Annotated in this window: 18 protein-coding genes; 14 read left to right on the top strand and 4 right to left on the bottom strand. The window is 48.0% G+C overall.

The annotated features are described in order from the left end of the window. Positions 1-26 precede the first annotated feature (26 nt). On the top strand, positions 27-359 hold the full coding sequence (locus tag DFP83_RS09385) for a hypothetical protein (RefSeq protein ID WP_241971619.1): 333 nt from the start codon (positions 27-29) through the stop codon (positions 357-359). A gap of 60 nt (positions 360-419) precedes the next feature. Here the strand turns inward: DFP83_RS09385 and putA are convergent, their stop codons facing one another. Next, positions 420-3,587: a bifunctional proline dehydrogenase/L-glutamate gamma-semialdehyde dehydrogenase PutA gene (gene putA / locus DFP83_RS09380; RefSeq protein ID WP_110575086.1), complete on the bottom strand. Its 3,168-nt coding sequence runs from the start codon at positions 3,585-3,587 to the stop codon at positions 420-422. Between the two features lie 219 nt (positions 3,588-3,806). Between putA and DFP83_RS09375 the strand changes: the two genes are divergently transcribed. Both DFP83_RS09375 and glnE read left to right on the top strand, forming a co-directional pair. Beyond that, the gene (locus DFP83_RS09375; RefSeq protein WP_110575084.1) at positions 3,807-5,306 is read left to right on the top strand and encodes a CYTH domain-containing protein; all 1,500 of its coding nucleotides are present in this window, start codon (positions 3,807-3,809) and stop codon (positions 5,304-5,306) included. Then, the gene (gene glnE / locus DFP83_RS09370; protein ID WP_110575081.1) at positions 5,306-8,146 is read left to right on the top strand and encodes a bifunctional [glutamate--ammonia ligase]-adenylyl-L-tyrosine phosphorylase/[glutamate--ammonia-ligase] adenylyltransferase; all 2,841 of its coding nucleotides are present in this window, start codon (positions 5,306-5,308) and stop codon (positions 8,144-8,146) included. The genes DFP83_RS09375 and glnE overlap by 1 nt, the downstream gene beginning before the upstream one ends. Here the strand turns inward: glnE and lpxL are convergent. After that, on the bottom strand, positions 8,143-9,069 hold the full coding sequence (gene lpxL / locus DFP83_RS09365) for an LpxL/LpxP family Kdo(2)-lipid IV(A) lauroyl/palmitoleoyl acyltransferase (protein ID WP_110575079.1): 927 nt from the start codon (positions 9,067-9,069) through the stop codon (positions 8,143-8,145). The two genes, glnE and lpxL, sit on opposite strands and share 4 nt — an antisense overlap. Positions 9,070-9,180: 111 nt before the next feature. Next, on the bottom strand, positions 9,181-10,542 hold the full coding sequence (tolC, locus tag DFP83_RS09360; protein WP_110575077.1) for an outer membrane channel protein TolC: 1,362 nt from the start codon (positions 10,540-10,542) through the stop codon (positions 9,181-9,183). Between the two features lie 218 nt (positions 10,543-10,760). Here tolC and DFP83_RS09355 point away from each other — a divergent pair, with 218 nt between their 5' ends. From DFP83_RS09355 to parC, 4 genes are all read left to right on the top strand, one after another. Then, positions 10,761-11,366, top strand: a complete 606-nt coding sequence (locus tag DFP83_RS09355; protein WP_110575075.1) for an NUDIX domain-containing protein — start codon at positions 10,761-10,763, stop codon at positions 11,364-11,366. Positions 11,367-11,389: 23 nt separating this feature from the next. Further along, positions 11,390-11,842, top strand: a complete 453-nt coding sequence (locus DFP83_RS09350; protein WP_110575073.1) for a DUF1249 domain-containing protein — start codon at positions 11,390-11,392, stop codon at positions 11,840-11,842. An 86-nt stretch (positions 11,843-11,928) separates the two neighbouring features. After that, positions 11,929-13,821, top strand: coding sequence for a DNA topoisomerase IV subunit B (gene parE / locus DFP83_RS09345; protein ID WP_110575071.1), 1,893 nt, complete (start codon positions 11,929-11,931; stop codon positions 13,819-13,821). Between the two features lie 43 nt (positions 13,822-13,864). Continuing rightward, complete coding sequence (gene parC, locus DFP83_RS09340; RefSeq protein ID WP_110575069.1) at positions 13,865-16,147, top strand: DNA topoisomerase IV subunit A; 2,283 nt, start codon at positions 13,865-13,867, stop codon at positions 16,145-16,147. Position 16,148: 1 nt separating this feature from the next. Here the strand turns inward: parC and DFP83_RS09335 are convergent, their stop codons facing one another. Beyond that, on the bottom strand, positions 16,149-17,249 hold the full coding sequence (locus DFP83_RS09335; protein WP_110575067.1) for an HD-GYP domain-containing protein: 1,101 nt from the start codon (positions 17,247-17,249) through the stop codon (positions 16,149-16,151). An 82-nt stretch (positions 17,250-17,331) separates the two neighbouring features. Here DFP83_RS09335 and DFP83_RS09330 point away from each other — a divergent pair, with 82 nt between their 5' ends. From DFP83_RS09330 to DFP83_RS09300, 7 genes are all read left to right on the top strand, one after another. Further along, a complete protein-coding gene (locus tag DFP83_RS09330; RefSeq protein WP_110575065.1) occupies positions 17,332-18,066 on the top strand; it encodes a 1-acylglycerol-3-phosphate O-acyltransferase in 735 nt (244 codons plus the stop codon). Further along, positions 18,063-18,434, top strand: coding sequence for a ribonuclease E inhibitor RraB (gene rraB, locus DFP83_RS09325; protein ID WP_110575063.1), 372 nt, complete (start codon positions 18,063-18,065; stop codon positions 18,432-18,434). Before DFP83_RS09330 ends, rraB begins: the two co-directional genes overlap by 4 nt. A 197-nt stretch (positions 18,435-18,631) precedes the next feature. Continuing rightward, the gene (locus DFP83_RS09320) at positions 18,632-19,171 is read left to right on the top strand and encodes a Csu type fimbrial protein (protein WP_110575062.1); all 540 of its coding nucleotides are present in this window, start codon (positions 18,632-18,634) and stop codon (positions 19,169-19,171) included. Between the two features lie 4 nt (positions 19,172-19,175). Further along, positions 19,176-19,667, top strand: a complete 492-nt coding sequence (locus DFP83_RS09315) for a Csu type fimbrial protein (RefSeq protein WP_110575060.1) — start codon at positions 19,176-19,178, stop codon at positions 19,665-19,667. After that, positions 19,654-20,403, top strand: a complete 750-nt coding sequence (locus DFP83_RS09310) for a fimbrial biogenesis chaperone (protein WP_110575058.1) — start codon at positions 19,654-19,656, stop codon at positions 20,401-20,403. The genes DFP83_RS09315 and DFP83_RS09310 overlap by 14 nt, the downstream gene beginning before the upstream one ends. Then, entirely contained in the window at positions 20,360-22,687 is a 2,328-nt protein-coding gene (locus DFP83_RS09305; protein ID WP_157981545.1) for a fimbria/pilus outer membrane usher protein, read from the top strand. Before DFP83_RS09310 ends, DFP83_RS09305 begins: the two co-directional genes overlap by 44 nt. Further along, positions 22,684-23,610 (top strand): spore coat protein U domain-containing protein, encoded by a 927-nt coding sequence (locus DFP83_RS09300; RefSeq protein WP_181416398.1) that lies wholly within the window; start codon positions 22,684-22,686, stop codon positions 23,608-23,610. The genes DFP83_RS09305 and DFP83_RS09300 overlap by 4 nt, the downstream gene beginning before the upstream one ends. The last annotated feature ends 36 nt before the right edge of the window (positions 23,611-23,646 follow it).

The following is a 23,646-nucleotide window of genomic DNA, read 5'->3' as shown; positions in this document are numbered from 1 at the left end:
GGGGCGGCTTTTTTTTAGCCCTGTGGATGGCAATATACATTGGCGGAAAGGCTCCGCTCTGGTTAATAGCGCTTGGCGCACTCGCAACCATGATGGTATTTATTATTATCGTGGTGAAGTTTCGACCAAAACAAGAAGCCGCCTGTTGGGATGGGCGAGAGCTCATCGAACAACGTTTTATTTTGCCACCTAAGCATTATCAACTGAGTGAGTCACCACGTGTTGTGCGTCATGAAGTGGATATTGCGGCACTTGAGTTTAGTGCGGCAGGGCACAAACATGAAGTTTATATTATTTACGATGAGGCGCTGGAGCAGCAGCTCGCAGGAACAGACGTAAGTATCTTAGATAATCGTTAGGAAATAAAAAAAGCGGCGCTTGATGCGCCGCTTTTTGTTTGTCGATAGGCTCGAGGTCTTTTAGTCGTCGAGCGAGAGCAATGTGGCGTTTCCGCCGACCGCTGTAATGTTATCCGAACGTGTCTTTTCGGTAATGAAGCGAGTGAGGTAGTGTGGTCCACCTGCTTTAGGTCCAGTACCTGACATTCCACGCCCACCGAACGGTTGAACGCCAACAATCGCACCGATTTGGTTACGGTTGATGTAAACGTTACCGACGTCAACACGGCTCGCGATATCGTAAGCAAACGTCTCGTTACGGCTATGGATACCGAAAGTAAGACCATATCCGGTACCGTTAATGCTATCAATAACGTCGTCCAATTCTTCTGTCTTGTAGCGAATAACATGCAAGATAGGGCCAAAGTTTTCTTTCACTAACTGGCTGATGCTATCGATTTCGATTGCAGTCGGTGACACGAACGTTCCGCCTTGGGTGTAATCAGGCATTGGCGCACGAGCAATCAGACGACCTGCTTGTTGGATGTCTGAGATATGCTGTTCCAAGTTGGTTTTAGCAATACCATCAATGACCGGACCAACATCTGTTTCATGCAACAGCGGATCACCGACTTCAAGCTCTTCCATTGCGCCACGCAGTAAGTCGAAGATACGGTCTGCAATGTCATCTTGGACAAACAATACACGCAGTGCTGAACAGCGCTGACCTGCACTTTGGAACGCACTGGCAACGACGTCGGTGACAACCTGCTCAGGCAGAGAAGTCGAGTCAATTAACATTGCGTTTTGACCACCTGTTTCGGCGATCAAAGGCACGATAGGTCCAGTACGAGCCGCCAACGCACGGTTGATCGCTTGCGCTGTGTAAGTTGAACCAGTGAAACAAACACCACCGATGTCCTCTTGAGACGTCAAGAAGCTACCGACTTCTGCACCGCTACCCGGCATAAAATGCAAGACATTGCCTGGGATGCCCGCTTCGAGTGCTAGCTGCACCGCGCGGTAAGCAATGAGACCTGTTTGCTCAGCTGGTTTAGCAATAACTGAGTTACCTGTGACCAGTGCTGCTACAACTTGCCCAACGAAAATAGCCAGTGGGAAGTTCCATGGGCTGATACAGATGAAGGTACCACGACCCTCGAGCTTCAGCTTGTTATCTTCGCCAGTAGGTCCCGGCAATTGGATTTCGCCGTCCATTAACTTACGTGCTTCTTTTGCATAGTAGCGACAGAAGTCAACGGCTTCGCGAACTTCGTCAATACCGTCTTGCAAGCCTTTACCCGCTTCAACTGAACATAATGCAATCAACTCGTTGCGGTTGGCTTCCATTAAGTCGGCAAATTTCTCTAGGCAAGTTGCACGCTCGTCGACAGGTACTTCGCGCCATGCACGATAAGCTTTGTTAGCGCTCTGCAAGGCTTGTTCCGCAAGCTTTTTATCACCCCAGTAAATACGACCGACTTGTTTCGCCGTTTCCTGCGGGCTGGTGATACTAACTTGGTGGTCAGTTTCAACGGTCTTGCCGTCAACAATTGGGCCACCTTGCCATTGTTTGTCGCGATACTGTTGTACTGCGGCAATGAAATCATCTGCTTGTGAGTGAATATTCATATTCAATCCTAATGAATTTTTGCGTTCCCCATACATCGCAGGAGGAAGTGGAATCTTGTCGTTTGCATAAACTTCGTGACGCATTGCTGTTTTCAGTGGGTGTACAACCAGTTCGTTGACTGGTGTATCCGCATCAAGGAGTTTATGAACGAATGAAGAGTTGGCACCGTTTTCGAGCAAGCGGCGCACTAAGTAAGGCAGTAGGTCGCGGTGCGGTCCTACCGGTGCATAGATACGCACAACCATACCTGGCTTTTGCTTCATCAATGTATCGTAAAGGTTGTCGCCCATACCGTGCAGGCGTTGATACTCGATACGACGCTTATGTGTTTCGTTCATGTGCTCAATCGCCATAATGGTTTGAGCATTATGAGTTGCGAATTGAGGGTAAATGGCACCATCGGTATCATCGCTCAACAAGTAGCGAGCGCAGGCGATATATGAAAGGTCACTGTGCGCTTTGCGGGTAAACACCGGGTAGCCGGTGACACCATTTTCTTGGCTCCACTTGATCTCATTATCCCAATACGCACCTTTTACTAGGCGAACTGGGATCTCGTCACCACATTCACGGGCAAGCGCGGTAATCCAGCATAGGGTTGGCAGTGCACGTTTTGAGTACGCTTGCACAACCAGACCAAAGCGAGGCCAGCCTTTACACACACCACTGCGGTAAACTTTTTCGAATAACTCAAGCGATAACTCGTGTCTATCTGCCTCTTCGGCATCAATAGTCACACCGACATCGGCTTCTTTGGCGAGTTTTACTAAGTCTGTCAGCGTCGTCGCAAGCTCGGTTAAAACGCGCTCATGATTCGCCGCTTCGTAACGCGGATGTAACGCCGACAGCTTGATAGAGATAGTCGGACGTGGTGCATCTGGGTTGTTGAAATCTTCGTTGGTAATGGTTTTTATCGAGTTAACGTACTGCTGCTTATAGTATTCAGCATCGCTCATCGTCAGGGCGGCTTCACCTAGCATGTCATAGGCGTGTGTGTAGCCTTTATCGCGGTTCTCGCGACTTTCCTTCAATGCTTCATCAATGGTTCGACCCAGAACAAACTGTTTGCCCATGATTTGCATAGCGGCATATGTCGCTTTACGAACCACCGGTTTACCCAGTTTGCGAATCATCCGACGAAATGCACCACGCGGTGTTTCCATCGCCTTACCCGTTGGATTAATCACGCTGTTTGTCAGCGCTAATCCCCAGGTGCCCGAGTTAACGAGCCATGATGCACTTTGACCCATATGCTTCTGCCAATCACCGCCTGATAGCTTATCTTGGATTAAGGCGTCTGCAGTGGCTGCATCGGGAATACGTAACAGAGCCTCGGCAAGACACATGAGAATAATCCCCTCTTTCGTGTCTAAGCTGTACTCTTGCAAAAATGAATCAACCATTCCGTTGTCGGCCTGCTCTCGCACTTGCTCGACTAACTTCGCGGCGCGCTCCGTTACTGTACTAACCGCGTCATCATCTGACGGCACCAGCGGCAACAACTCGCGCATATATGCGTCTTCATCGACGATATAGTTGTCGGTTATTGCTTGCTGTAAGGACTTCAGATCCTCTGCCTGATGGCTTTTGGATAGCACCTCACTCGCTTTGAACATAGCATCTCCTGTTTGGCCAGGCCGAAGCTCGGCGTGCTTCCCCAACGATGGGAATCGGGCGCAAGTATACGATTATTTTTGCGCCGGTAAAGACTTTCCAAGGTCACGTTGCATATTTTCTCGACGACTGTCAATAAAGCCTTGAAAACAATGTTTATTGACCCTTAGGAAACAAGTCAGTACCTTTAGCACAAAGCTTCTAGCACTGGGTATCCCAACATGTCACAAGAAATTGAGCTCAAACTATTAATTGAGCCACAACAGCGTGAGAATACACTCAATGAATGTCGCACCATGGCACAAGAACATGGAGCAGAATCGTCATATCAAGCGCTTGAATTGGCAAACGCGTACTTTGATACCAGCGATCTGAGATTACGACAGTATGATATGGGGTTACGTATCAGACAGTCAGGGGATCAACTAGAGCAAACAATCAAATTGGCTGGCCGAGTGCTTGGCGGTATGCATGAGCGCCCTGAGTATAACCTCGACGTAGACTCCATGGAGCCGGATATTACGCTGTTTGATGAATCCATCTGGCCGGATGACTTTCCGATTTACGACATTCAACGCGATTTACAGGAGCTTTTTAAAACCGACTTTACGCGGCATAAGTGGCATATCCCGAGTGGCGACGGGCAAATAGAGCTGGTACTTGATATTGGCGAAATTCGTGCGGGTGATAAGACCGAGCGTATTGTCGAAATGGAACTCGAATTGCAAGGTGGTGATCTGGCGGATGTTTATCGCTTAGCAGAACGGTTGGTGAAAAACGCGGGGGCCCGCATGGGGTCATTGAGTAAAGCGGCGCGAGGTTATTTGCTTGCCGGTAAAAGCGCGCTTGAACCGTTTGTGCAAACTCACTTTGTGGATATTAACCCAGACTATAGTTTGGCCGATGCTCTGTATAAAGCGCTTGAATACGGTTTACGCCATTGGCAACACAATGAGGCGTGTCTGGAGCACCATGCACATGTCCGTGCTGCACAAGGCATGGCCGATGGTATTTATTTATGTCGCTCGGTACTGGACCAGCTACAAGGCTTAGGTATTGATTGTCAGGATTTAGCCAATCGTATGGCAGAGATTCACCAGTCACTCAGTTGGTTGAAACGGTTTGAGGGATTGGCAGAGCTAACGGCCGAGGATGGGGCTTATCATCGTGCGCTTAAGAAGCAATCGAGCCTTTACGAACATTTGCAAGATACGCAACAACAAGTGATTCAACTCGCCGAACTGATCAACGTTGTACGTTCGAATACGTATCAATGTGTATTACTTGATTTATCTCAGTTCCTGATGGAAAAACCGACTAATGATTCGTTAGAGCAACCCTGCCAAAGTTGGAGTACGGAGCTTTTACGTAATGACTGGAAAGACGTGCAATCGGCTTTTGAAGAAGTTGAAGATATGACTGAAGAGCGCTATTTGAAGTTGTTGCCTCCTCTACAGCATAGCTTGATGCTCGGCACCTGTTTAGGTCAACTCTATGATGCACAACAACGCGATAACTTCCGTTCGCCTTGGCTTGATCTCGCGCGCGGGATCCGTGAGATAAACGCGCTCCATATACTTCATGAAATGGTTAAAAACAGTGACGAGATGGCGGATGAGAAATTACTTGAGTGGCAAAAAGTACAACGCGAGTCGTTGCTAACCGCGTTAGAGTACTCACGTAAGGCTGCATTACGCCGTGAACCCTATTGGCAGCAATAATGCAAAACCGTTTAGATAAATTACCCGCGTCGTCGTTTATCGACGCCTCTGAGCCTGTTTGGCAGCGTATTGAAGAGCAGCTAGACGTGCCTGCGGCGTTGCGCGATCCGTTACGTCATGCCGTGGCGATATCCGCCTTTGTCGCGCAAATTGCAGAGCGCTACCCTGACGCGCTGGTGAGCGCCTGGCAAACACCATTGTCGGCTGAGAATACGCGCACAGCATTTTTGCAGGCGATTGCATCTATTGAGTCCGAGAATGAGCTTAAAGCAACGGTGCGTCGTTTCAGACATACACACATGGCTGCAAGCGCGTTGCTTGAATGGCAAGGAAAACGGACACTTGAAGAATCACTGGCTTTTTACTCGGAACTGGCAGATACGTTGATAATCGAGTCACTACATTGGCTTGAGCAACGCTTTTACCAACGTTTAGGTCAGCCAATTGATGCCGAGGGAGCGTTGCAACACCTTTACGTGCTTGGTATGGGGAAACTCGGTGGACGAGAACTCAACTTTTCATCGGATATTGACCTTATTTTCTATTACCCAGAGCAGGGTGAGACACAGGGTGGTCGTCGCTCGGTAGAGAACTCGGTGTTTTTTACTCGTCTTGCCCAAGCGCTGATCGCGGTATTAGACGAGAATACTTTTGATGGCCAAGCGTTTCGTGTTGATATGCGCTTACGACCCTTTGGACAGTCAGGGCCTCTGGTTACCAGCTTGGCGGCACTTGAACATTATTATCAAGAGCAAGGTCGGGACTGGGAGCGTTATGCCATGGTAAAAGCGCGGTTACTGAACCGGCTGCAAGACCAACAAGCGGATGCCTTCCAAAGCTTGATTCGTCCGTTTGTGTACCGCCGCTATATTGATTTTGGTGCTATTGAAGCGCTGCGAAAAATGAAGTTGTTAATTACCCAAGAAACAAGGCGACAAGGTGCGCAGGGTAATATTAAGTTAGCCGCTGGTGGTATACGTGAAGTTGAATTTATTGCCCAAGCACACCAATTAATTCGCGGCGGGCGCGAGAAGTCATTACAAACGCGCTCAATTTACGACGCTTACCGCTCAATGGTTGAGTTGGATATATTCGAAGCGACGGTCGCTAAACGGTTGTTGGAAGCATATGAATTGCTTCGTGAGGTAGAACACCGTCTGCAACAACTCGCCGATGAGCAAACGCAGAAGCTACCGACTGACCCTCACGAACAAGAAAAGCTGGCTTACCTTATGGGTGAGCCAAGTTATAAGCAGCTTGAACAACGTATTATTCAGGCGATGGACTTTATTCATAATGAGTTCAAGCAGGTGGTCGGTGAAGGCTCTGAATGTGATGAGGAAGAACAAAGCTTACAAGTGCTCTGGCAAGATATGCTGGATGATGATGCCGCGATTGAGATCATTGCTGCTGAAGGCGAGCAGGATGTGGATGGTATTTGGCGACTCATAAAGCAGTTCCGCACCGAGGCGCGCAAACGCAGCTCAGGACCGCGGGGACGTGCCGCGCTGGCGCGGTTAATGCCTTTGCTGTTTCGTCAGGTTATTGCGCAGCCACAGTCTGTGATGATTCTTGAGCGAGTATTGGGTGTTATTCGGGCGATTATGAGTCGAACGGCCTACATCGAGCTGCTAGCAGAAAACCCAGGCGCCCGTATCCAGTTATGCCGACTGTGTGCAGCGTCACCCTGGGTGTCTCAACAACTTGCACTGCATCCTATTTTGTTGGACGAGCTTATCGACCCACAGCATCTGTATCAGCTACCCGAACTCAATGAGTATCCGAGTGTATTGAATGAGTTTTTAGTGCGAACACCGGAAGATGATTTAGAGTCACAAATGGATGCGCTTAGGCAAGCCAAGCAAGTGCTCCAGCTAAAAATTGCCGCAGCTGACATAACCGGTGGACTTGAGTTGATGAAGGTCAGTGATCATTTGAGTTACTTGGCTCAAGCAGTCACCGCAGAAGTTGTGCACCTCGCGTGGCGACAGATGGAACAGCGCCATGGCACGCCACCTGGTCGGTCGATTCATGACACCGGATTCGGTGTGTTGGCGTATGGTAAGTTAGGGGGGTTAGAACTCGGTTATGGTTCCGATCTTGACTTAGTGTTTGTCACGCATGCTGCCTATGAGGGGCAAACGAATGGTCCTAAACCGATAGAGGTGCAACAGTTCTATCTTCGGCTAGCGCAACGTATTCTGCACTTGTTTACGACTCGCACGGTAGCGGGCGTGTTATATGAGGTGGATTTACGGTTGCGACCGTCAGGGCAAGCGGGGTTACTTGTGACTCAGCTAGATTCGTTTATCCGATACCTTCGCGATGAGGCGTGGACTTGGGAATTACAGGCATTAGTTCGTGCGCGCCCGATTTATGGTACTGATGCATTGCAAGCCGATCTGCAAGATATTCGTTGTGCGATTTTATCGCGCAGTCGAGCAGCGCAGTTACTGCGCGATGACATCTTAGGTATGCGCCATAAAATGCGTGCGCACCTATCCAGCGGTGGAGCGCATTTTGACATTAAGCAAGACCCAGGCGGGATTGCGGATATTGAGTTTATTGCGCAATATTTAGTGCTGAATTATGCCCATGAGTACCCACAGCTCACAGAGTACTCCGATAATATAAGGATTCTGACCTGTGCAGAGCAATGCCGGCTCATTAATGCCGTTGAGGCACAGGACCTTATTAATGCGTATCAAATATTTCGCTGCGAGAGCCACGCGCTGGCATTGCAAGGACAGGATGCGTTGAGCCAACACGACCTAACCGCTGAACGGGATGCGGTTCGTCGTGTCTGGCAGCGCTTATTGGGCGAGGGAGAGGCGTCCTAGCTATAATAGCTGGGCATGTCCTCTTCGGGGCGTGTTTTAAAGCGTCGGTGCACCCATAAGTACTGCTCGGGCGCTTTTAACACCGCTTGCTCAACGAGCTGATTAATCAAGGTTGCATCCGCAACATCATCGCCCGTTGGGAAGTTTATAAGCTTGGGCTCGTAGTAAACGTCGTAGCCCGTTCCATCGTCGCGTCGCACACAGCGACTTACAATCACATTGCAGTTTTTGTGACTTGCAAAAAGCATGGTGCCGGTCGTTGTTGAGGCATCAGGTACAGCGAAGAAGGGCGCAAATACGACACGTCGACGACCGTAGTCTTGATCGGGTAAATAACCTGCGATGTCGCCGTTCTTAATCGCGTTCAGCATGCCTTTCACATCGCGACGTTGGATCATATATTTGTTAGAACGCGCCCGTCCCTTCGTCTGCAAATACTCCATAACTGCATTATTGTGAGGGCGATACAAGCCTACTGCAGGCTCAACAAAACCGTGTAGACGTGCGTGCACTTCGAGACTAAGAAAATGAAACAGCAACATCAACACGCCTTTTCCATCCTGCTGCGCATCGCGTAAGTTTTCCTCACCGTGAACATGGAGTTTGCGTTTGATTCGCCAATTGGGCCACCACCAAGCGATACCGACTTCGAAATAGGCAACGCCGGTATTCTCGAGGTTTTTCTTAACCAAATGGTCAATCTCATCACTCGATTTATCGGGAAAAGCGAGTGTTAGATTACGGCGTGCAATAGCCACTCGACGCGGTAGCGCTTTCATTAGGAGCCGACCTAAGCCTTTACCAAGGAAGACTTGAAAACGATAGGGGAGCCACGAGACGGAATACAGAAAAATCACACCTAGCCAGGTTAGCCAAAACTTGGGGTGAAGAAAATAGAGTTTAAACTTGGGTTGTTCGATCACAGACACAGTTCTTATTTTGGAACGAATAATATTAAGGTTACCACAAATTAAAAACGTGCAGTGAACCGACCATTCACTGCACGCTTTGCGGTCGATAGTTATAAAAGCGGCTTATTCAGCTGCAGTGCTATCGACGTTTTCAGAGAGGCTTTCGTTAATTGCTTGCAAATCATCTGCTTGCAACTCGCCAACTGTTTGTTCGAGGTTGATACGCTGACGAATATAGCCGTAACGTGCTTGCGCCAAATTACGACGAGCATCGAATAAGTTACGAGTGCTGTTCAGTACATCAACGATGGTACGGGTACCCACTTCGAAACCTGCTTCGGTTGCCTTAAGTGCACTCTCCGCCGAGGTGACGGCTTGTTGGAATGCTCGAATACTGGCAATTGACGCATTCACTTCATAGTATGCATTACGTACTTGACGCTCAACTGAACGCTGGGTTTCAACCATCGACTGGCTTGCCGCAACGTAGTTGTCACGTGCTTGAGCCACTTCCGATGAGGTGCGGAAACCACTGAAGATAGGCACTGATACGTTGACGCCAATTGAACGTGAGTCAAGGCGTGGCAAATCAGTTGTGGAACCGTCGATAGTCGTTTCAGTATCTTGCGTATTGTAGCTCGCTGTTAAACCCACAGTTGGGTAGTGACCTGCTTGATTGACCGCGATTTGCTGCTCTGCAATGTCAACACTGACCATGCTTTGCATTAGGTTTAAGTTGTTCTCTTCAGCCTTTTTGACCCAACGTAATACTTCTGCTGGTTGTGGATCAGAAGGTGAAAAGGTATCCGTATTAAGACCTGCCAATGACTGTGGGTACTGGCCTGTGATTTCACGAATGTTTTCCATCGCAATTTCAACCGCATTACGCGCTTGAATTTCACGGGCTACGGCGCTGTCATACTGCGCCTGAGCTTCATGAACGTCAGTAATCGCTGTTAGACCAACAGAAAAGCGTTGTTTAGTTTGCTCAAGTTGTCGTTCAATAGCGCGCTTCTCTGATTGTGCAAAAGCTAAGTCATCTTTTGCTTGTAATGCACCAAAGTAAGCATTTACTACGCGCAAACGGAGTGTTTGCTCGGCGGCTTGAAAAGCCACTTCAGCGCGGTACGCTTGTTTATCAGCGATATCTGATTGTTTCCAAGTGCTCCAGTCAAAGATATTTTGGCTTAAGCTGACGCCCGCGCTCCAACCATCAGAGTCACGTTCAAAAGTACCTAGACCAGGCTGGAAAGATTCAGTTGATGAGTCACTGAGACCGACTTCACCGTTAATTTGTGGCCAAAATGCGGAATTGGCAATGTCTACGTTTTTCTGTGCGGCGTCGCGTTCAGCGGCGGCACGCAGTAACGCTGGATCATTTTTCACAGCTAACTGGTATACGTCACGTAAATCTTCTGCGCTGGTGGTAAAACTCGCTGTGGCTAGCGCTAAGCCAACAGTAATGGACACTAAATGTTTTTTCATTGCTAACGTTGCCCTGTGCTGATGGTATTCGACAATGTAATCAGTGTATGAGTCGCTTTTAATCTTCGATAAGTTTACATACACGTTTGAATGATTACCAGTTTAAACTTAATTTGGCTTAACTTTAAGCGAAAGAAGGTTTCAGATCACGCTTAAGTGTAACAGAATGTATGTAAATAGATGAGCTGCTCATTTTTAGCGTTAATTAGGGATTTGTTGTGAAACAGTTTAGTAAAAACGACGTTCAAATTGAAAGTAAAGATTCACTTTATAAAGGTTTTTTGTCAGTTAATCAGTATCAACTCAAGCATAAGTTGTTTGCTGGCGGCTGGGGACCCACGATAACGCGAGAGCTGATGGAGCGTGGCGATGCTGTCGTAGTGATTCCTTACGATCCTGTCACGCACGAACTGGTGGTGTTGGAACAGTTCCGTATGGGCGCCATGGCTAATGAGCACGGTCCTTGGTTACTGGAATTCGTCGCGGGCATGTTCGATGGCGATGAGACCGCGGAGCAAGTTGCACACCGCGAGCTATATGAAGAAGCGGGATTGCGTGCCAAACAACTGGTGAAAGCGTTGAGCTACTACTCGAGCCCGGGCGGCACAGATGAACGTTTGACCATCTACATTGCCGAGGTGGATGCGAGTCAGGCGGCAGAATTTGCCGGCGTTGAATCCGAACACGAAGACATTCGTGTGCACGTCAAATCATTTGAAAGCGTGATAGAATGGTTAAACCAAGGGCGGATTAATAACGCCGCCAGTGTGATTGGTCTACAATGGCTTCAATTGCATATAAATACTCTGCCATTTGCAAAATAGTATAAAGGTGTGACGCGTCGATTATGAGAAATGAGCGGTACGTTGTTGATGTAGCTGAGTTACATCGTATTAATGAACGCAATTATGCGGGACTGATTGGTTTATTACCCGATCACAATCAGTTGCGTCTGATTCGTGCGGGCGCACATCTTGTCTTCGAAATCACGTGGTTAAATGAATCAAAGTACACCAGCGATGTTAGAATAGCGCAAAAGCGCGAGCATTGGTCGGCCGATTACCTGCTAACCCAGTTGGATGTTCGGTTGTATCATGATGTGCGTATGGCCGAAGTGCTTGCCAGCCAAGGTGTGAGTCGACTTCGTGTGCATTATCAACAGCCTAACCCAGACATGCGTCACCCTGATGAAAAACACCAAGTAAATCAGTTCCTCGCCGACTGGCTGACACTGATTCGAACCCATGGGCAACAGCCCATGTTGCGCTTGGATAAATTTTTACCACACGACTTCAAATAAACCGATAATAGCGGTACATTGAATCCACAATAATAACCATATAAACGACAATGTGTCGCGCTGGTCCAAAAAATTAGATCATAACCATGACAGATTATAAATCCGATTCGATCGAGGTCTTAAACGGCCTCGAGCCGGTCCAACGTCGACCGGGTATGTATACAGACACGTCGCGCCCCAATCACCTAGGTCAAGAAGTCATTGATAATAGTGTCGATGAAGCGCTTGCAGGTCATGCTAAAACCATTACTGTTGTGCTGCATAAAGATCAGTCGCTTGAGGTGACTGATGATGGGCGAGGTATGCCTGTCGATATTCACCCAGAGGAGAAAATCCCTGGTGTCGAATTGATCATGTGTAAGCTGCACGCAGGGGGCAAGTTCTCCAATAAGAACTATCAGTTTTCAGGGGGACTCCACGGCGTCGGGATCTCGGTTGTCAATGCATTGTCGAAACGGGTTGAAATCACCATCCGCCGCGATAGCCAAGTCTATGAAATGGCATTTGAAAACGGTGACAAAGTATCGGAACTTGAGGTAACAGGCACCTGTGGAAAACGAAATACAGGTACTCGAGTGCACTTCTGGCCCGACCCTCAGTATTTTGACTCCAGTAAGTTTTCGGTACTTAAGCTAACGCATCTGCTGCGCGCTAAAGCGGTGCTCTGTCCGGGCTTAACGATTCGGTTTATCAACCATATTGATGGCGAGGAAACAAACTGGTTTTATGAAGATGGACTCACCGACTATCTGCGTGAAGCGGTAGAGGATTATCCGACATTACCTGAAGCGCCGTTTGACGGTAGCTTTGTCAGTAAAACGGAAGCTGCCGAATGGGCGGTGACGTGGTTGCCTGAGGGCGGCGAAGCGGTAACCGAAAGTTATGTTAACTTAATCCCCACAGCACTTGGTGGCACACACGTCAATGGATTAAGACAAGGCTTGCTGGAGGCGATGCGCGAATTCTGTGAGTTCCGCAATTTAACGCCCAGAGGCGTAAAGCTGACTCCCGATGATGTGTGGGAACGGTGCAGTTATATTCTCTCATTAAAGATGGAAGATCCGCAGTTCGCCGGACAAACAAAAGAACGCTTATCCTCACGTCAGTCTGCCAGCTTCGTTTCTGGGGTGGTGAAAGATTCCTTTAGTCTCTGGCTGAACGAGCACACTGAACAAGCCGAGGCGTTGGCCGAATTATGTATTTCCAATGCACAGCGGCGCCTAAAAGCCAGCAAAAAAGTTGTGCGTAAGAAAGTCACTTCAGGTCCGGCATTGCCTGGCAAGTTAACCGACTGTTCGGGTCAAGACAGTGAACGCAGCGAACTGTTCCTAGTTGAGGGTGACTCAGCGGGCGGCTCTGCTAAGCAAGCACGTGATCGCGAATTTCAAGCGGTCATGCCGTTGCGCGGTAAAATTCTCAACACTTGGGAAGTCGACCCAGAGCAGATCCTTGCCTCACAAGAAATCCATGATATTTCAGTCGCTATCGGTGTTGATCCCAACTCGGTTGATTTGGATAAGTTGCGCTATAACAAGATTTGTATCTTGGCTGATGCGGATTCTGACGGCTTACATATTGCGACCTTGCTGTGTGCTTTATTTGTAAAACACTTCCGACCTTTGGTTGAGCAAGGTCATATTTTTGTTGCTATGCCGCCGTTGTATCGAATTGATGTCGGTAAAGATGTTTTTTACGCCCTCGATGAAGGCGAGAAGCAGGGCATTCTCGATCGCATAGAAGCGGAGAAACGCAAAGGTAAAGTCAACGTGCAGCGTTTCAAAGGGTTGGGTGAAATGAACCCACTAACACTTCGTGAAACGACCATGGACCCCAATACCCGTCGACTCGTGCAGCTCACTATTGACGATGCTGAGGCGATGGAAGAATTAATGGATATGTTATTAGCGAAAAAACGAGCAGCCGACCGCCGTACTTGGCTTGAGAGCAAAGGCAATATGGCCGATCTGGCAGAACTATAAACATAACCACTGCGCGAAATGAATTTAAATGGAGAACAGCTCAATGTCGAGTGAAGTAACCGAACGCACACCGCTGAGTAAGTTTACTGAGGATGCATATCTCAACTACTCGATGTACGTCATTATGGACCGTGCGTTACCGCATATTGGCGATGGCCTAAAGCCTGTGCAACGTCGAATTATTTACGCAATGTCTGAACTCGGACTTTCGGCACTGGCGAAATACAAAAAGTCTGCTCGCACAGTGGGTGATGTACTTGGTAAATTTCACCCCCACGGTGATAGCGCCTGCTATGAAGCAATGGTACTGATGGCACAGCCATTTAGCTATCGTCACCCGCTCGTTGATGGTCAAGGCAACTGGGGATCGCCGGATGATCCTAAGTCGTTCGCTGCCATGCGTTACACTGAAGCTAAGTTATCGCGCTTTAGCGAAGTATTGTTGAGCGAGCTCGGGCAAGGCACGGTCGACTGGATTCCAAACTTTGATGGCACGATGCGCGAGCCGAAAATGCTACCGGCACGCCTACCGCATATTTTGCTTAACGGCGTTACTGGTATCGCTGTTGGGATGGCAACGGATATTCCGCCTCATAATGCCCGTGAAGTAGCTAATGCGTGTGCATTATTGATTGATAAGCCGAGCGCAGATTTAGATGAGGTGATGGAGCACCTACAAGGACCTGATTATCCCACCGACGCCGAAATTATTACACCTAAAACTGAGTTGAAGAAGCTCTATGAATCGGGGCGTGGGACTGTAAAAATGCGTGCTAAGTATCACCTTGAAGAGGGTGAAATCGTACTGACTGCATTACCTCATCAAGCCTCGGGTGCGAAAGTATTAGAGCAGATTGCGGCGCAGATGCAGGCAAAAAAACTGCCCTTAGTTTCTGACTTGCGCGATGAATCAGACCACGAAAACCCCACGCGGTTAGTCGTTGTTCCGCGTTCAAATCGCGTTGATACTGAACAGTTAATGAAGCATTTGTTTGCCACGACAGACCTTGAGAAGCAGTACCGGGTTAACTTAAATATTCTTGGTTTGGACGGTCGCCCCCAAGTGAAGCCGCTACTGGGTATTCTAACCGAGTGGCTTGAGTTCAGAAAACAAACAGTGACGCGACGCTTGCAATATCGACTTGATAAAGTCGAAGCGCGTTTACATATTTTGCAGGGCTTATTGATCGCGTTTTTGAATATTGATGAAGTGATAGAAATCATTCGTTACGAGGAGCAGCCCAAGCAAGAGTTAATGAACCGGTTTGGACTGACAGATACTCAGGCTGAAGCCATTCTTGAATTGAAATTACGTCACTTAGCTCGACTCGAGGAAATGAAGCTCAAGGGCGAGCAAGATGAATTAGAGAAAGAACGTGAACAGCTTTCGCAGTTACTCAACTCGGATCGCCGACTAAAAACGCTGATTAAAAAAGAGATTCTCGCTGATGCTGAGAAATATGGCGACGAACGTCGCTCGCCGTTGGTTGAGCGAGCTGAAGCCCGCGCCTTGAGCGAAACGGAATTGACACCTGCTGAGGCGGTAACCGTTGTGCTTTCAGCGAAAGGCTGGGTGCGCTGCGCCAAAGGGCACGATGTTGATGGTGAAAAACTCAGCTATAAATCAGGGGATAGCTTTCAAGCCGCAGCACAAGGCAAAAGCAACTTACCTGTCGTGTTTCTTGATACCTCCGGGCGCAGTTATTCGTGTGAGGCGCATGCTTTGCCTTCCGCGCGAAGTCAGGGTGAACCGTTAACTGGGCGGTTCAATATGGTCGCGGGTGAGACCGTGCAGCATGCGCTGATGGCTAAAGATGAACACTATTACTTGCTGAGTTCTGATGCGGGCTATGGATTTGTGTGCCAATTCAAAGACCTCGTTTCGCGTAACAAAAACGGTAAAGCGATTCTTAGCTTGCCTACCGGCGCTAAAGTGATGCCACCGGTGGCAGTACAAGACACTGCTGCTGCGCAAGTTATCGTTGTATCCAACGAGGGGCGTATGTTGGTGTTCCCTATTGCTGACTTACCGCAGTTGGCGAAGGGCAAAGGCAACAAAATGATTAGTATCCCGGCGTTGCGAGCGCAGTCGCGCGAGGAGTACGTTGTCGCTGTGAGTGTGGCAAGTCCAGAAAGCACCGTGACCTTGCATGCTGGACGTCGAAAATTGACCTTAAAGCCTGCTGACTTGGCGCATTATCATGGCGACCGAGGGCGTCGGGGCAACAAGCTGCCACGCGGCTTGCAACGCGTTGATCGCATCGAGGTGGAGTCAACTGCAACAGCTCAAGATGCAACGATCAGTGCTGACGAGAGCGACGAGTAAACTAGAGCCCGCGTTTGGCATTAATAAGGTCTTCCATTGCATCGTTGAATACGGTGACCCAGTAGGGACACAGCTGTGTCCCTGCTAATCGTCTTATCTCTGCCTGAGCACGGCTGAAAGGACGCTTCAGGTGATGTTTGTGCGCACGCTCGTGAGTCATAGCATCAAATGTATCGACAATCGCTAGAATTTTCGCCCCGTCACATATTTGCGTTTGCGTCAGCGCATTCGGATACCCTTTGCCATCGACTCGTTCATGGTGCTGCAGCACCATATGTTTTGCCTCTTGCCACTGCGGCAAGTTCTCTAAAAGTTTAGCCGATAGATAGACATGTGTTTTTAAAGTGTCACTTTGTGTGGCATCGAGGGCTTCGGTGGCATGTAAGATCGTCAGCGGCAAAAAAGACATACCGAAGTCGTGCACGTAGCACGCCGCGGTAAGTTGCCGATCATCTATCGGGGAACCCGCGTGCCTGTTAATTAGTAGCGCAAGTTTCAATTGACGTTTTGCCCTGCCTTGCCAATAACTTGAACGCTGCTCAGCTTGATCGATAAGTGCTTCAAACAGCTGTAAATCGGCGGCGGCATTATCATCAGAACTCGGATGATAGCTTGGTTGCTCGTCAAGGTCGGCGGTGATAACGAGTTCTGGGGCAAGTGTGGCGAGCACCTCGCGCAATGCTGAATCGAGATCATCGTAATCGAGTGATCGGCATAACGCGATGACGCGTTGATAACGTTGCTCGGGATATTCAATACGTGTACTGTTTTTACATGACTGAACAAAATTGAACACTTGGTCGATCAAATTAAAAACGATGTCGCCGATAAGAGCGCTAAACGTGAGACGTTGATTGCGAATATCATCCAGTAGATTTTCTACGGCGCCAATTAAAGGCACCATAGGGTCGAGCCCGATGATCCCTAAGTCGCCTTTCATGGTGTGGATGGCTCGGTATAGTGCTTGTTGATGTGGCTCGGAGTAGGGAGTTGACTCTAGCGCAATGACGCTGTTCTCCGCTTGTTGGTGGAGTTCTTTAATTTCATCCATAAGCTCGATATACACATCGGTGGAAATATCGGGTCGAGTGAATAGCGCCATAACTTACCTAATAATTGACTGATCGGAGTTTTATTTTGAATAAACACGATATACTAGCCGAGCAAAACAACAAGGAGTAATGATGTTAGCTGCGATACGCTGGATATTTTTAGGGATTTTTGTCGTCCTGTTCGGAGTTATCGGCTGTATATTCTGTATATTAAGGCCATTTCATCGTAATAATACATACGTGTGGGCACGTATTTTTGGTTCGGTTACACGTATTCTGGGCGTTAAGCTCGAAGTTAAAGTGCATCCTGATGTGCCGCCGGGTGGACCCTATGTCTATATTTGTAACCATCAGAATAGCTGGGAAATTTTTACTATCGCGGCTATGTTGCCCCCGAATACAGTGACGGTAGGCAAAAAGAGCCTACGTTACATCCCGTTTTTTGGCCAACTCTATTGGTTGGCTGGCAATATTTTAATCGATCGAAAAAATAAAGGTCGTGCACACGGCACCATTTCACAAACAGCGGATGCGATTAAGCGCCGAGATATTTCAGTCTGGATGTTTCCCGAGGGTACGCGAAGCTACGGACGTGGGTTATTGCCGTTTAAAAATGGCGCGTTTCATACTGCCTTTAAAGCACAAGTAAATATTGTGCCCGTGTGTGTTTCAAATTTGCATGAAAAGATTAAAATGAACCGCTGGAATAATGGAACGCTAAAAATTGAGTTCTTAGAACCGATTAATATTGCCAATTATTCTAAAGAGTCTTTACGCCAACTATCACGTGAAACACACGAGGTAATGAAGCACAAAATTGCTCAACTGGATCAACAGATCAGTGCAAACGATAAAGGAAATGTATGAGTTCAATATTAGATGTCTTACTGGAGCAAAGTAATGCGACGATTGATGCGCTGCTCGAAGATGGCGCTGATCCAAGTGAATATTATTTGATCGAGCATCACCTTGCTTCTAGAGACTTTACTAAGCTCGAGAAAGCAGCCGTCGAGATGGTCAAAGAAGGCTATCACGTTGATGACGCGGATGAGTTTGAAGATGAACAAGGCGAGCGCTGGTTTGCTTTTGCCGCATCAACAGAAAGCACTCTCGACCGAGATGTGCTGGCTCGTCAAATTCGAGAAATACTCGTAGTTGCCGAGGAGTGCGACGTCGAGTACGACGGCTGGGGCACCTTTCTTGATGAAGATGAGGATGATTATGAGGACGAGTAACTCGTCCTCACTATTTTTACACCGGCTGCCAACCTCACTACCTCCCGATGACTTTACTTCCCCTATTTACCTCTTTTATTTCTACATCTTAGATTATTAACGTTCTAAATATTTCAATTATAATCATTTGCTAAATTATACAACCACGCCTATTTAATATTATATGACACAAATAATATTCACATGTTGAGGTTGTTATGTTTTCAAATAAGCCCATGTATACGCTACTCGCTGCAGTGTCTTTCTGTTCAGTAGGTGCGGTCAACGCGCAACAAGTAACAGGCACCATGTCAGTGACACTCATCGTAGAAGAGACCTGTGTGGTGGATAACCTCGATACATCTGGAGGCAGTAATGACTTCGGGGTGCTTGATTTTGGCACGGTGACTGACCTAGCGATGGCGGTCGATGCGACCGGAGGCGGAGCGGCAGGTACAGGTATACAAATGACATGCAGTGATGGCTTAGCTTATCAAATCGGCATTAACAATGGCTCTAACGAGAGTGGCTCGGTTAGAAACATGTTTAACGCGATTAATAGTGAGTTAATTGGCTATGAAGTGTATCAGGATGCCGCACGCACCACGCGCTGGGGCGATGTAAACAGCGGTGAAGAGCTCTCAACAAACGGTACTGGTACACAACAAAATTACGTGGTGTATGGACGTGTGCCATCGGCTGTCGCTCCAAGCACCGGCACGTACTCCGATACACTCACCGTGACTGTGCTCTGGTAATGTTATGAAAAGCATCAGTTATTTGTTGCTAATGACGGCGTGGGCATGGTCCAGCTTGAGCTGGGCACAAGTGACACAAACGCAGTCTGATAGCGTTATCATCAAACTCGAGATGGTACCTTTCTGCCAACTGCATACAGAAAATGTCGCATTGGACTTTGGTACCGTGGATCAATTTTCGCCATCACAATCGTTAATGACTCAAACACGCGTGTCATTAACCTGTGCTCGAGGCAGTGATTATCAAGTTAGTCTGGATGGCGGGCTGAACGGTCAGGATGGTCAGCGGTTTGTTGAGAGTAGCGCTGGGGATACACTGCCCTATCAGCTCTATGATGATAACCAATTATCGAACCCTTGGCTGAATAATGAAGTACGAAGTTTCACGGGCACAGGCGTCGAACAAGAAATTGTTATCTACTCAGAGCTGGTGTCGGATTCACTTGCAGGCGTAGGGCAGTACTCGGATACGGTAACCTTTTATGTCAACTATTGAGGACTATATGGTAAAGTTCTTGCTGCCATTAGTGTTGTTGATATTTCCGTTGTATGTAAATGCCCAAGTGGCTATTTGGCCGTTGATGCCGAGGCTTGAAGTTGGAAATAAGTCGGTTAACGTCAACTTAAGTAACAAAGGTGAGCAAGAGAAAGTCCTGCAAGTGAGGGTGATGCGCTGGCAAGTCAACAGTGATGATAATAAAGCGCTTTCTCAGCAAAGCGAGTTAATTGTAAGCCCCGCTATTTTTGAACTTAGTCCAAATGAAACCCAGGTGGTGCGCTTAGTCTATTTTACGGGTGTTGTGCCAGAACACGAAGAAGAGCACATGTACCGAGTATTAATCGATGATTTAACGCCTCAGCGCGATGCGAGTGATGGGGTGTCTTTTAAAATGCGTTATTCGCTTCCTCTTGCTGTCGGAGCGCCGGTCGATTTGCCGACGCCCAACCAGACTCAAGCTTATCAACGACTGGCTAAGGAGGGTATTCAGCTGTCATGCGAGTTCTCCGAGAACCTTAGCCAGCTAGTGATTGAGAATAAAACAGGTATACATTGGCGTATTAGTAATTTACAACTCGATGGCGATCAACTTCACACCGTGAGTGAAGGGTTATTTGATTACCTGCTGCCTAGCGAGCAAATCAGAGTAGAAAGCCCTATTGATTGTGATGAACTTGAGGACTACGCGCTTGTTTTTACTAGCCATCGTCAAGAAATACGTATCCCAATCTAAACAGCTAGCATATGTCATCGTTGGGCTGATGGCCCTTTCAGGCAATGCTCAAGAACCTCGTTACCTCGATGTTTTTTTAAATGACTGGAATAGCGGACAAAGCTTGATGTTTTTTCAGTATGAGCAAGGCTTTGCGATAGAGGGTGATAGTTTGATTTCATTACTAGGTCAGTTACCTGAAACGATTCGCCGTGTCGATAATGCACCACACCTTGTGTGGCTCAATAGCACTGAAATATTTGTAGCGGACTATAACGAGTCAACTCAGCAGATTAATTTAACCGTGCAGCCTAAGTTATTTAGATTAACGCAAAAGGACTCGACACGGAGCATCCCAGAGAGTCGGGCGCAGATGCTGAATAGCGCTTGGATAAATACGGACACCTTTATTGATTGGCAAACAAATCAAGACGAGCTCATAGGTGGTGCTCAGGTAAGCTTAAATGCACGTGTAAGCGACCTACAGTTTAATAGCCAACATGTCGCACAACGCTTACAAGGCGAGTCGCTCAATAGCGTGCGCTTGTCGTCTTCTGTCACTTGGGAGTCTTACGACCAGTTAACACAGTTGATTGTTGGCGATAGCATCTCAGCAGGTGGGAATACGTCGAGAAGCCTGCGTTTCGGAGGTGTACAGTATCGTAAAAATTATAGCTTACGACCTAACTTAATTACCTTTCCTACGCCAGCGTTCGGCGCATCCTCTGAAGTACCATCGGTGGTTGATTTATATATTAATGGGTTAAGAAGCACCACGACCGACGTAGGTCCTGGCCCGTTTGAGTTCGTGAATACACCGTATGTATCGGGTGCAGGCACAGCAACCATTGTGAGCCGGGATATCTTTGGACGCCAAGTGGTGATCAATCAGCCTTTCTACGTCACGCCACAATTATTGCGAAGCGGCTTCAGTGATTATGCGTTGAGTTTTGGTTATGGACGCGAGGACTTTGGGCAGTCGAGCTTTGCTTACAGCAACGAGGCAATCTTTTCGGGCAGTTACCGCCACGGTGTCAGCTCGATGCTTACGTTAGGAGGCGGATTGGATTGGACTTCAGGGTATGCAGGATGGAGAGGTGAAGCACAAGTGAGGTTGGGTCTGCTAGGTGCACTGACTAGTGAAGTCATTTTTGATAGTGAAAGTCATAAAAAGCAGTGGCAAGTTGGTTATGATTATCAAGGCGAATGGTTTCGGCTTAATCTGAGCAATACATTAGCAGACCAGGGCTTTAATGACCTAGTTGGCTATTACAGTCAGATTGATACACCATCACGACAGACGAATGCCTCTTTAAGTGTCAATGCGGCTCATTTAGGTTCGCTCTCGCTGGCTTATATAGAACGAAGCTACGCTCACTCAGGACGATTTAGACAAGATTCGCAATTTGTCTCAGCGAGCTACAGTCGTTCTTGGGGGCGTGGCAACGTGTTTGCAAACTTGACGCGTGACGTCACACTCGATAGTTGGACGGCATCAATTAATTTTAGTTATAACTTTGGCGAAAGTGGGATCGCTGTTGCATCGCATCAAGTTGAAAAGGACCAGCCAAGTTATCGGCAGTATCGCTATTCGTTTGGTAACCGCGGTTATCAGGGATACCAAGTCGAAGCGCTTGCCTCACAAGGGCGTAAAGATGATTTCGCTCAGTTGTCGTCAGAGTGGCGTTTAGAGCAGTCTATTGGCAAGCTCGGTGTCAACAATACCGGGGGGGACTCGCGTGTATTTGGTTCATTTCAAACAGCCTGGGTTTACTCACAGAATTCATTTTGGAATACACGACCTATCGAGCAAGCGTTTGCGATTGTTAAGGTGGGCGAGTATGCCGACGTCCCGGTGCGGTTTTCGCATCGAGAGATCGGTAAAACGGACCAGAACGGCTTGCTGCTTATACCCAACGTGTTAAGCGGTCTCGAAAACCACATTTCCTTTGATCCCTCAGGTCTCCCAGTAAACTCGGGCGTCGAAAAAACCAGTCTAAGTAAAGTGCCAGAAGGGCGCGGAGGCATATTGTATGATTTTAATGTGGTATCACATACACCTGTCTACCTAACTGTTCTAAACACCAGCGGCGAGTTTATTGCCCCAGGTACGTTATTGACTTCATCTACTGGCCGCCAATACTACGTAGGCTGGGACGGCGAGGCCTACGTTCCTTATGCTGATTTACCAATGCACCTCTCATCACCTGAATGCGAGCTCAGCATACCGCGCGCTGAGAGTCGTGATGAAATTGTAAAGCTGACTGTGAAATGTCAGCAACCAGACGCGGAGATAGTTCAGTGAAACAGATCGTGGGGCTTTTTCTGTTCATTCTTTCATCTATCGTTAACACGGCTTATGCTGCATGCTCCGTTTCGGCATTACCTAACTTCGAATTCGGTTTGGAGGTTGAGTCATTCATGGCGCAAAGCCAGATGCTGACAACCAACAGTTATGCGGATATTGACTGCAACCGATCGCTAGAACTCGGGCTATTACCGAGAGCCAATCTGCGTGTGCAGGCGGCGCAGTCAGTTAATGGTTTTGTCATGCGGAATATTTTGGGCGATGAAGTGGCTTATCAAATAAGTCCGGATCCCAACTTTAGTGTGGCACTGGTGACCGTTGGAGATGAAGTCATGGTGACTGATGCGAACCTGTTATCGATTGTGTCAGGTGGCAACTTGCGTCTGCCTCTCTGGGCTCGAACAAATACCGCTAATTTATCCGAGGGGCTGTATACGGATTCTATTTTGTTGCACTTTCGCGGTCGGTTCTGCGACTTAAGTGTCACTACAATTTGCTTAAATCCCGAATACCTCGATATCCAAGTGAGCGTGCAATTGCAGTTAGGTATCGAAAAAGCCTGCGTCATTGATGTGCCCGACACGCTTGATTTAGGACAAGCCGCAGATGTCCAAGATGTATCAGTAACGGATTTACCCATATCGGTTAAATGCACTACACGACAGAACTTTCAGATTAGCGCGGGGCTTGGCCTTCACGCCGCACAAAATCGTCGGTTGGCGAACGGTGAGGGATCGTTTATAGATTATGAAATATGGCAGCCAAATAATGCCGAAAGGCTCTCCTCAGAGACACCACTCGCCGGCAATGGAACGGGCTTTTTTCAGACCTTTAATGCTCAGGTCGAGGTTATCGATAATGGCACCATTCCGGAGGTCGGTGCCTACAGCGATCAAGTGGTAGTGACGGTAAGCTTTTAAAAAGGGCGCCATGAAAAGGCGCCCTTTGATTCATCG

It is taken from the genome of Idiomarina fontislapidosi (assembly GCF_003226255.1).
Classification (GTDB): domain Bacteria; phylum Pseudomonadota; class Gammaproteobacteria; order Enterobacterales; family Alteromonadaceae; genus Idiomarina; species Idiomarina fontislapidosi.
This window is presented reverse-complemented; position numbering and strand designations above follow the sequence as displayed.

Bases quoted from the DNA above. Each gene is read 5' to 3' on its own strand.
- DFP83_RS09385 (WP_241971619.1), top strand. From the start codon at position 27: ATGGCAATATACATTGGCGGAAAGGCTCCGCTCTGGTTAATAGCGCTT.
- putA (WP_110575086.1), bottom strand. From the start codon at position 3,587: ATGTTCAAAGCGAGTGAGGTGCTATCCAAAAGCCATCAGGCAGAGGAT.
- DFP83_RS09375 (WP_110575084.1), top strand. From the start codon at position 3,807: ATGTCACAAGAAATTGAGCTCAAACTATTAATTGAGCCACAACAGCGT.
- glnE (WP_110575081.1), top strand. From the start codon at position 5,306: ATGCAAAACCGTTTAGATAAATTACCCGCGTCGTCGTTTATCGACGCC.
- tolC (WP_110575077.1), bottom strand. From the start codon at position 10,542: ATGAAAAAACATTTAGTGTCCATTACTGTTGGCTTAGCGCTAGCCACA.
- DFP83_RS09350 (WP_110575073.1), top strand. From the start codon at position 11,390: ATGAGAAATGAGCGGTACGTTGTTGATGTAGCTGAGTTACATCGTATT.
- parE (WP_110575071.1), top strand. From the start codon at position 11,929: ATGACAGATTATAAATCCGATTCGATCGAGGTCTTAAACGGCCTCGAG.
- parC (WP_110575069.1), top strand. From the start codon at position 13,865: ATGTCGAGTGAAGTAACCGAACGCACACCGCTGAGTAAGTTTACTGAG.
- DFP83_RS09335 (WP_110575067.1), bottom strand. From the start codon at position 17,249: ATGGCGCTATTCACTCGACCCGATATTTCCACCGATGTGTATATCGAG.
- DFP83_RS09330 (WP_110575065.1), top strand. From the start codon at position 17,332: ATGTTAGCTGCGATACGCTGGATATTTTTAGGGATTTTTGTCGTCCTG.
- rraB (WP_110575063.1), top strand. From the start codon at position 18,063: ATGAGTTCAATATTAGATGTCTTACTGGAGCAAAGTAATGCGACGATT.
- DFP83_RS09320 (WP_110575062.1), top strand. From the start codon at position 18,632: ATGTTTTCAAATAAGCCCATGTATACGCTACTCGCTGCAGTGTCTTTC.
- DFP83_RS09315 (WP_110575060.1), top strand. From the start codon at position 19,176: ATGAAAAGCATCAGTTATTTGTTGCTAATGACGGCGTGGGCATGGTCC.
- DFP83_RS09310 (WP_110575058.1), top strand. From the start codon at position 19,654: ATGTCAACTATTGAGGACTATATGGTAAAGTTCTTGCTGCCATTAGTG.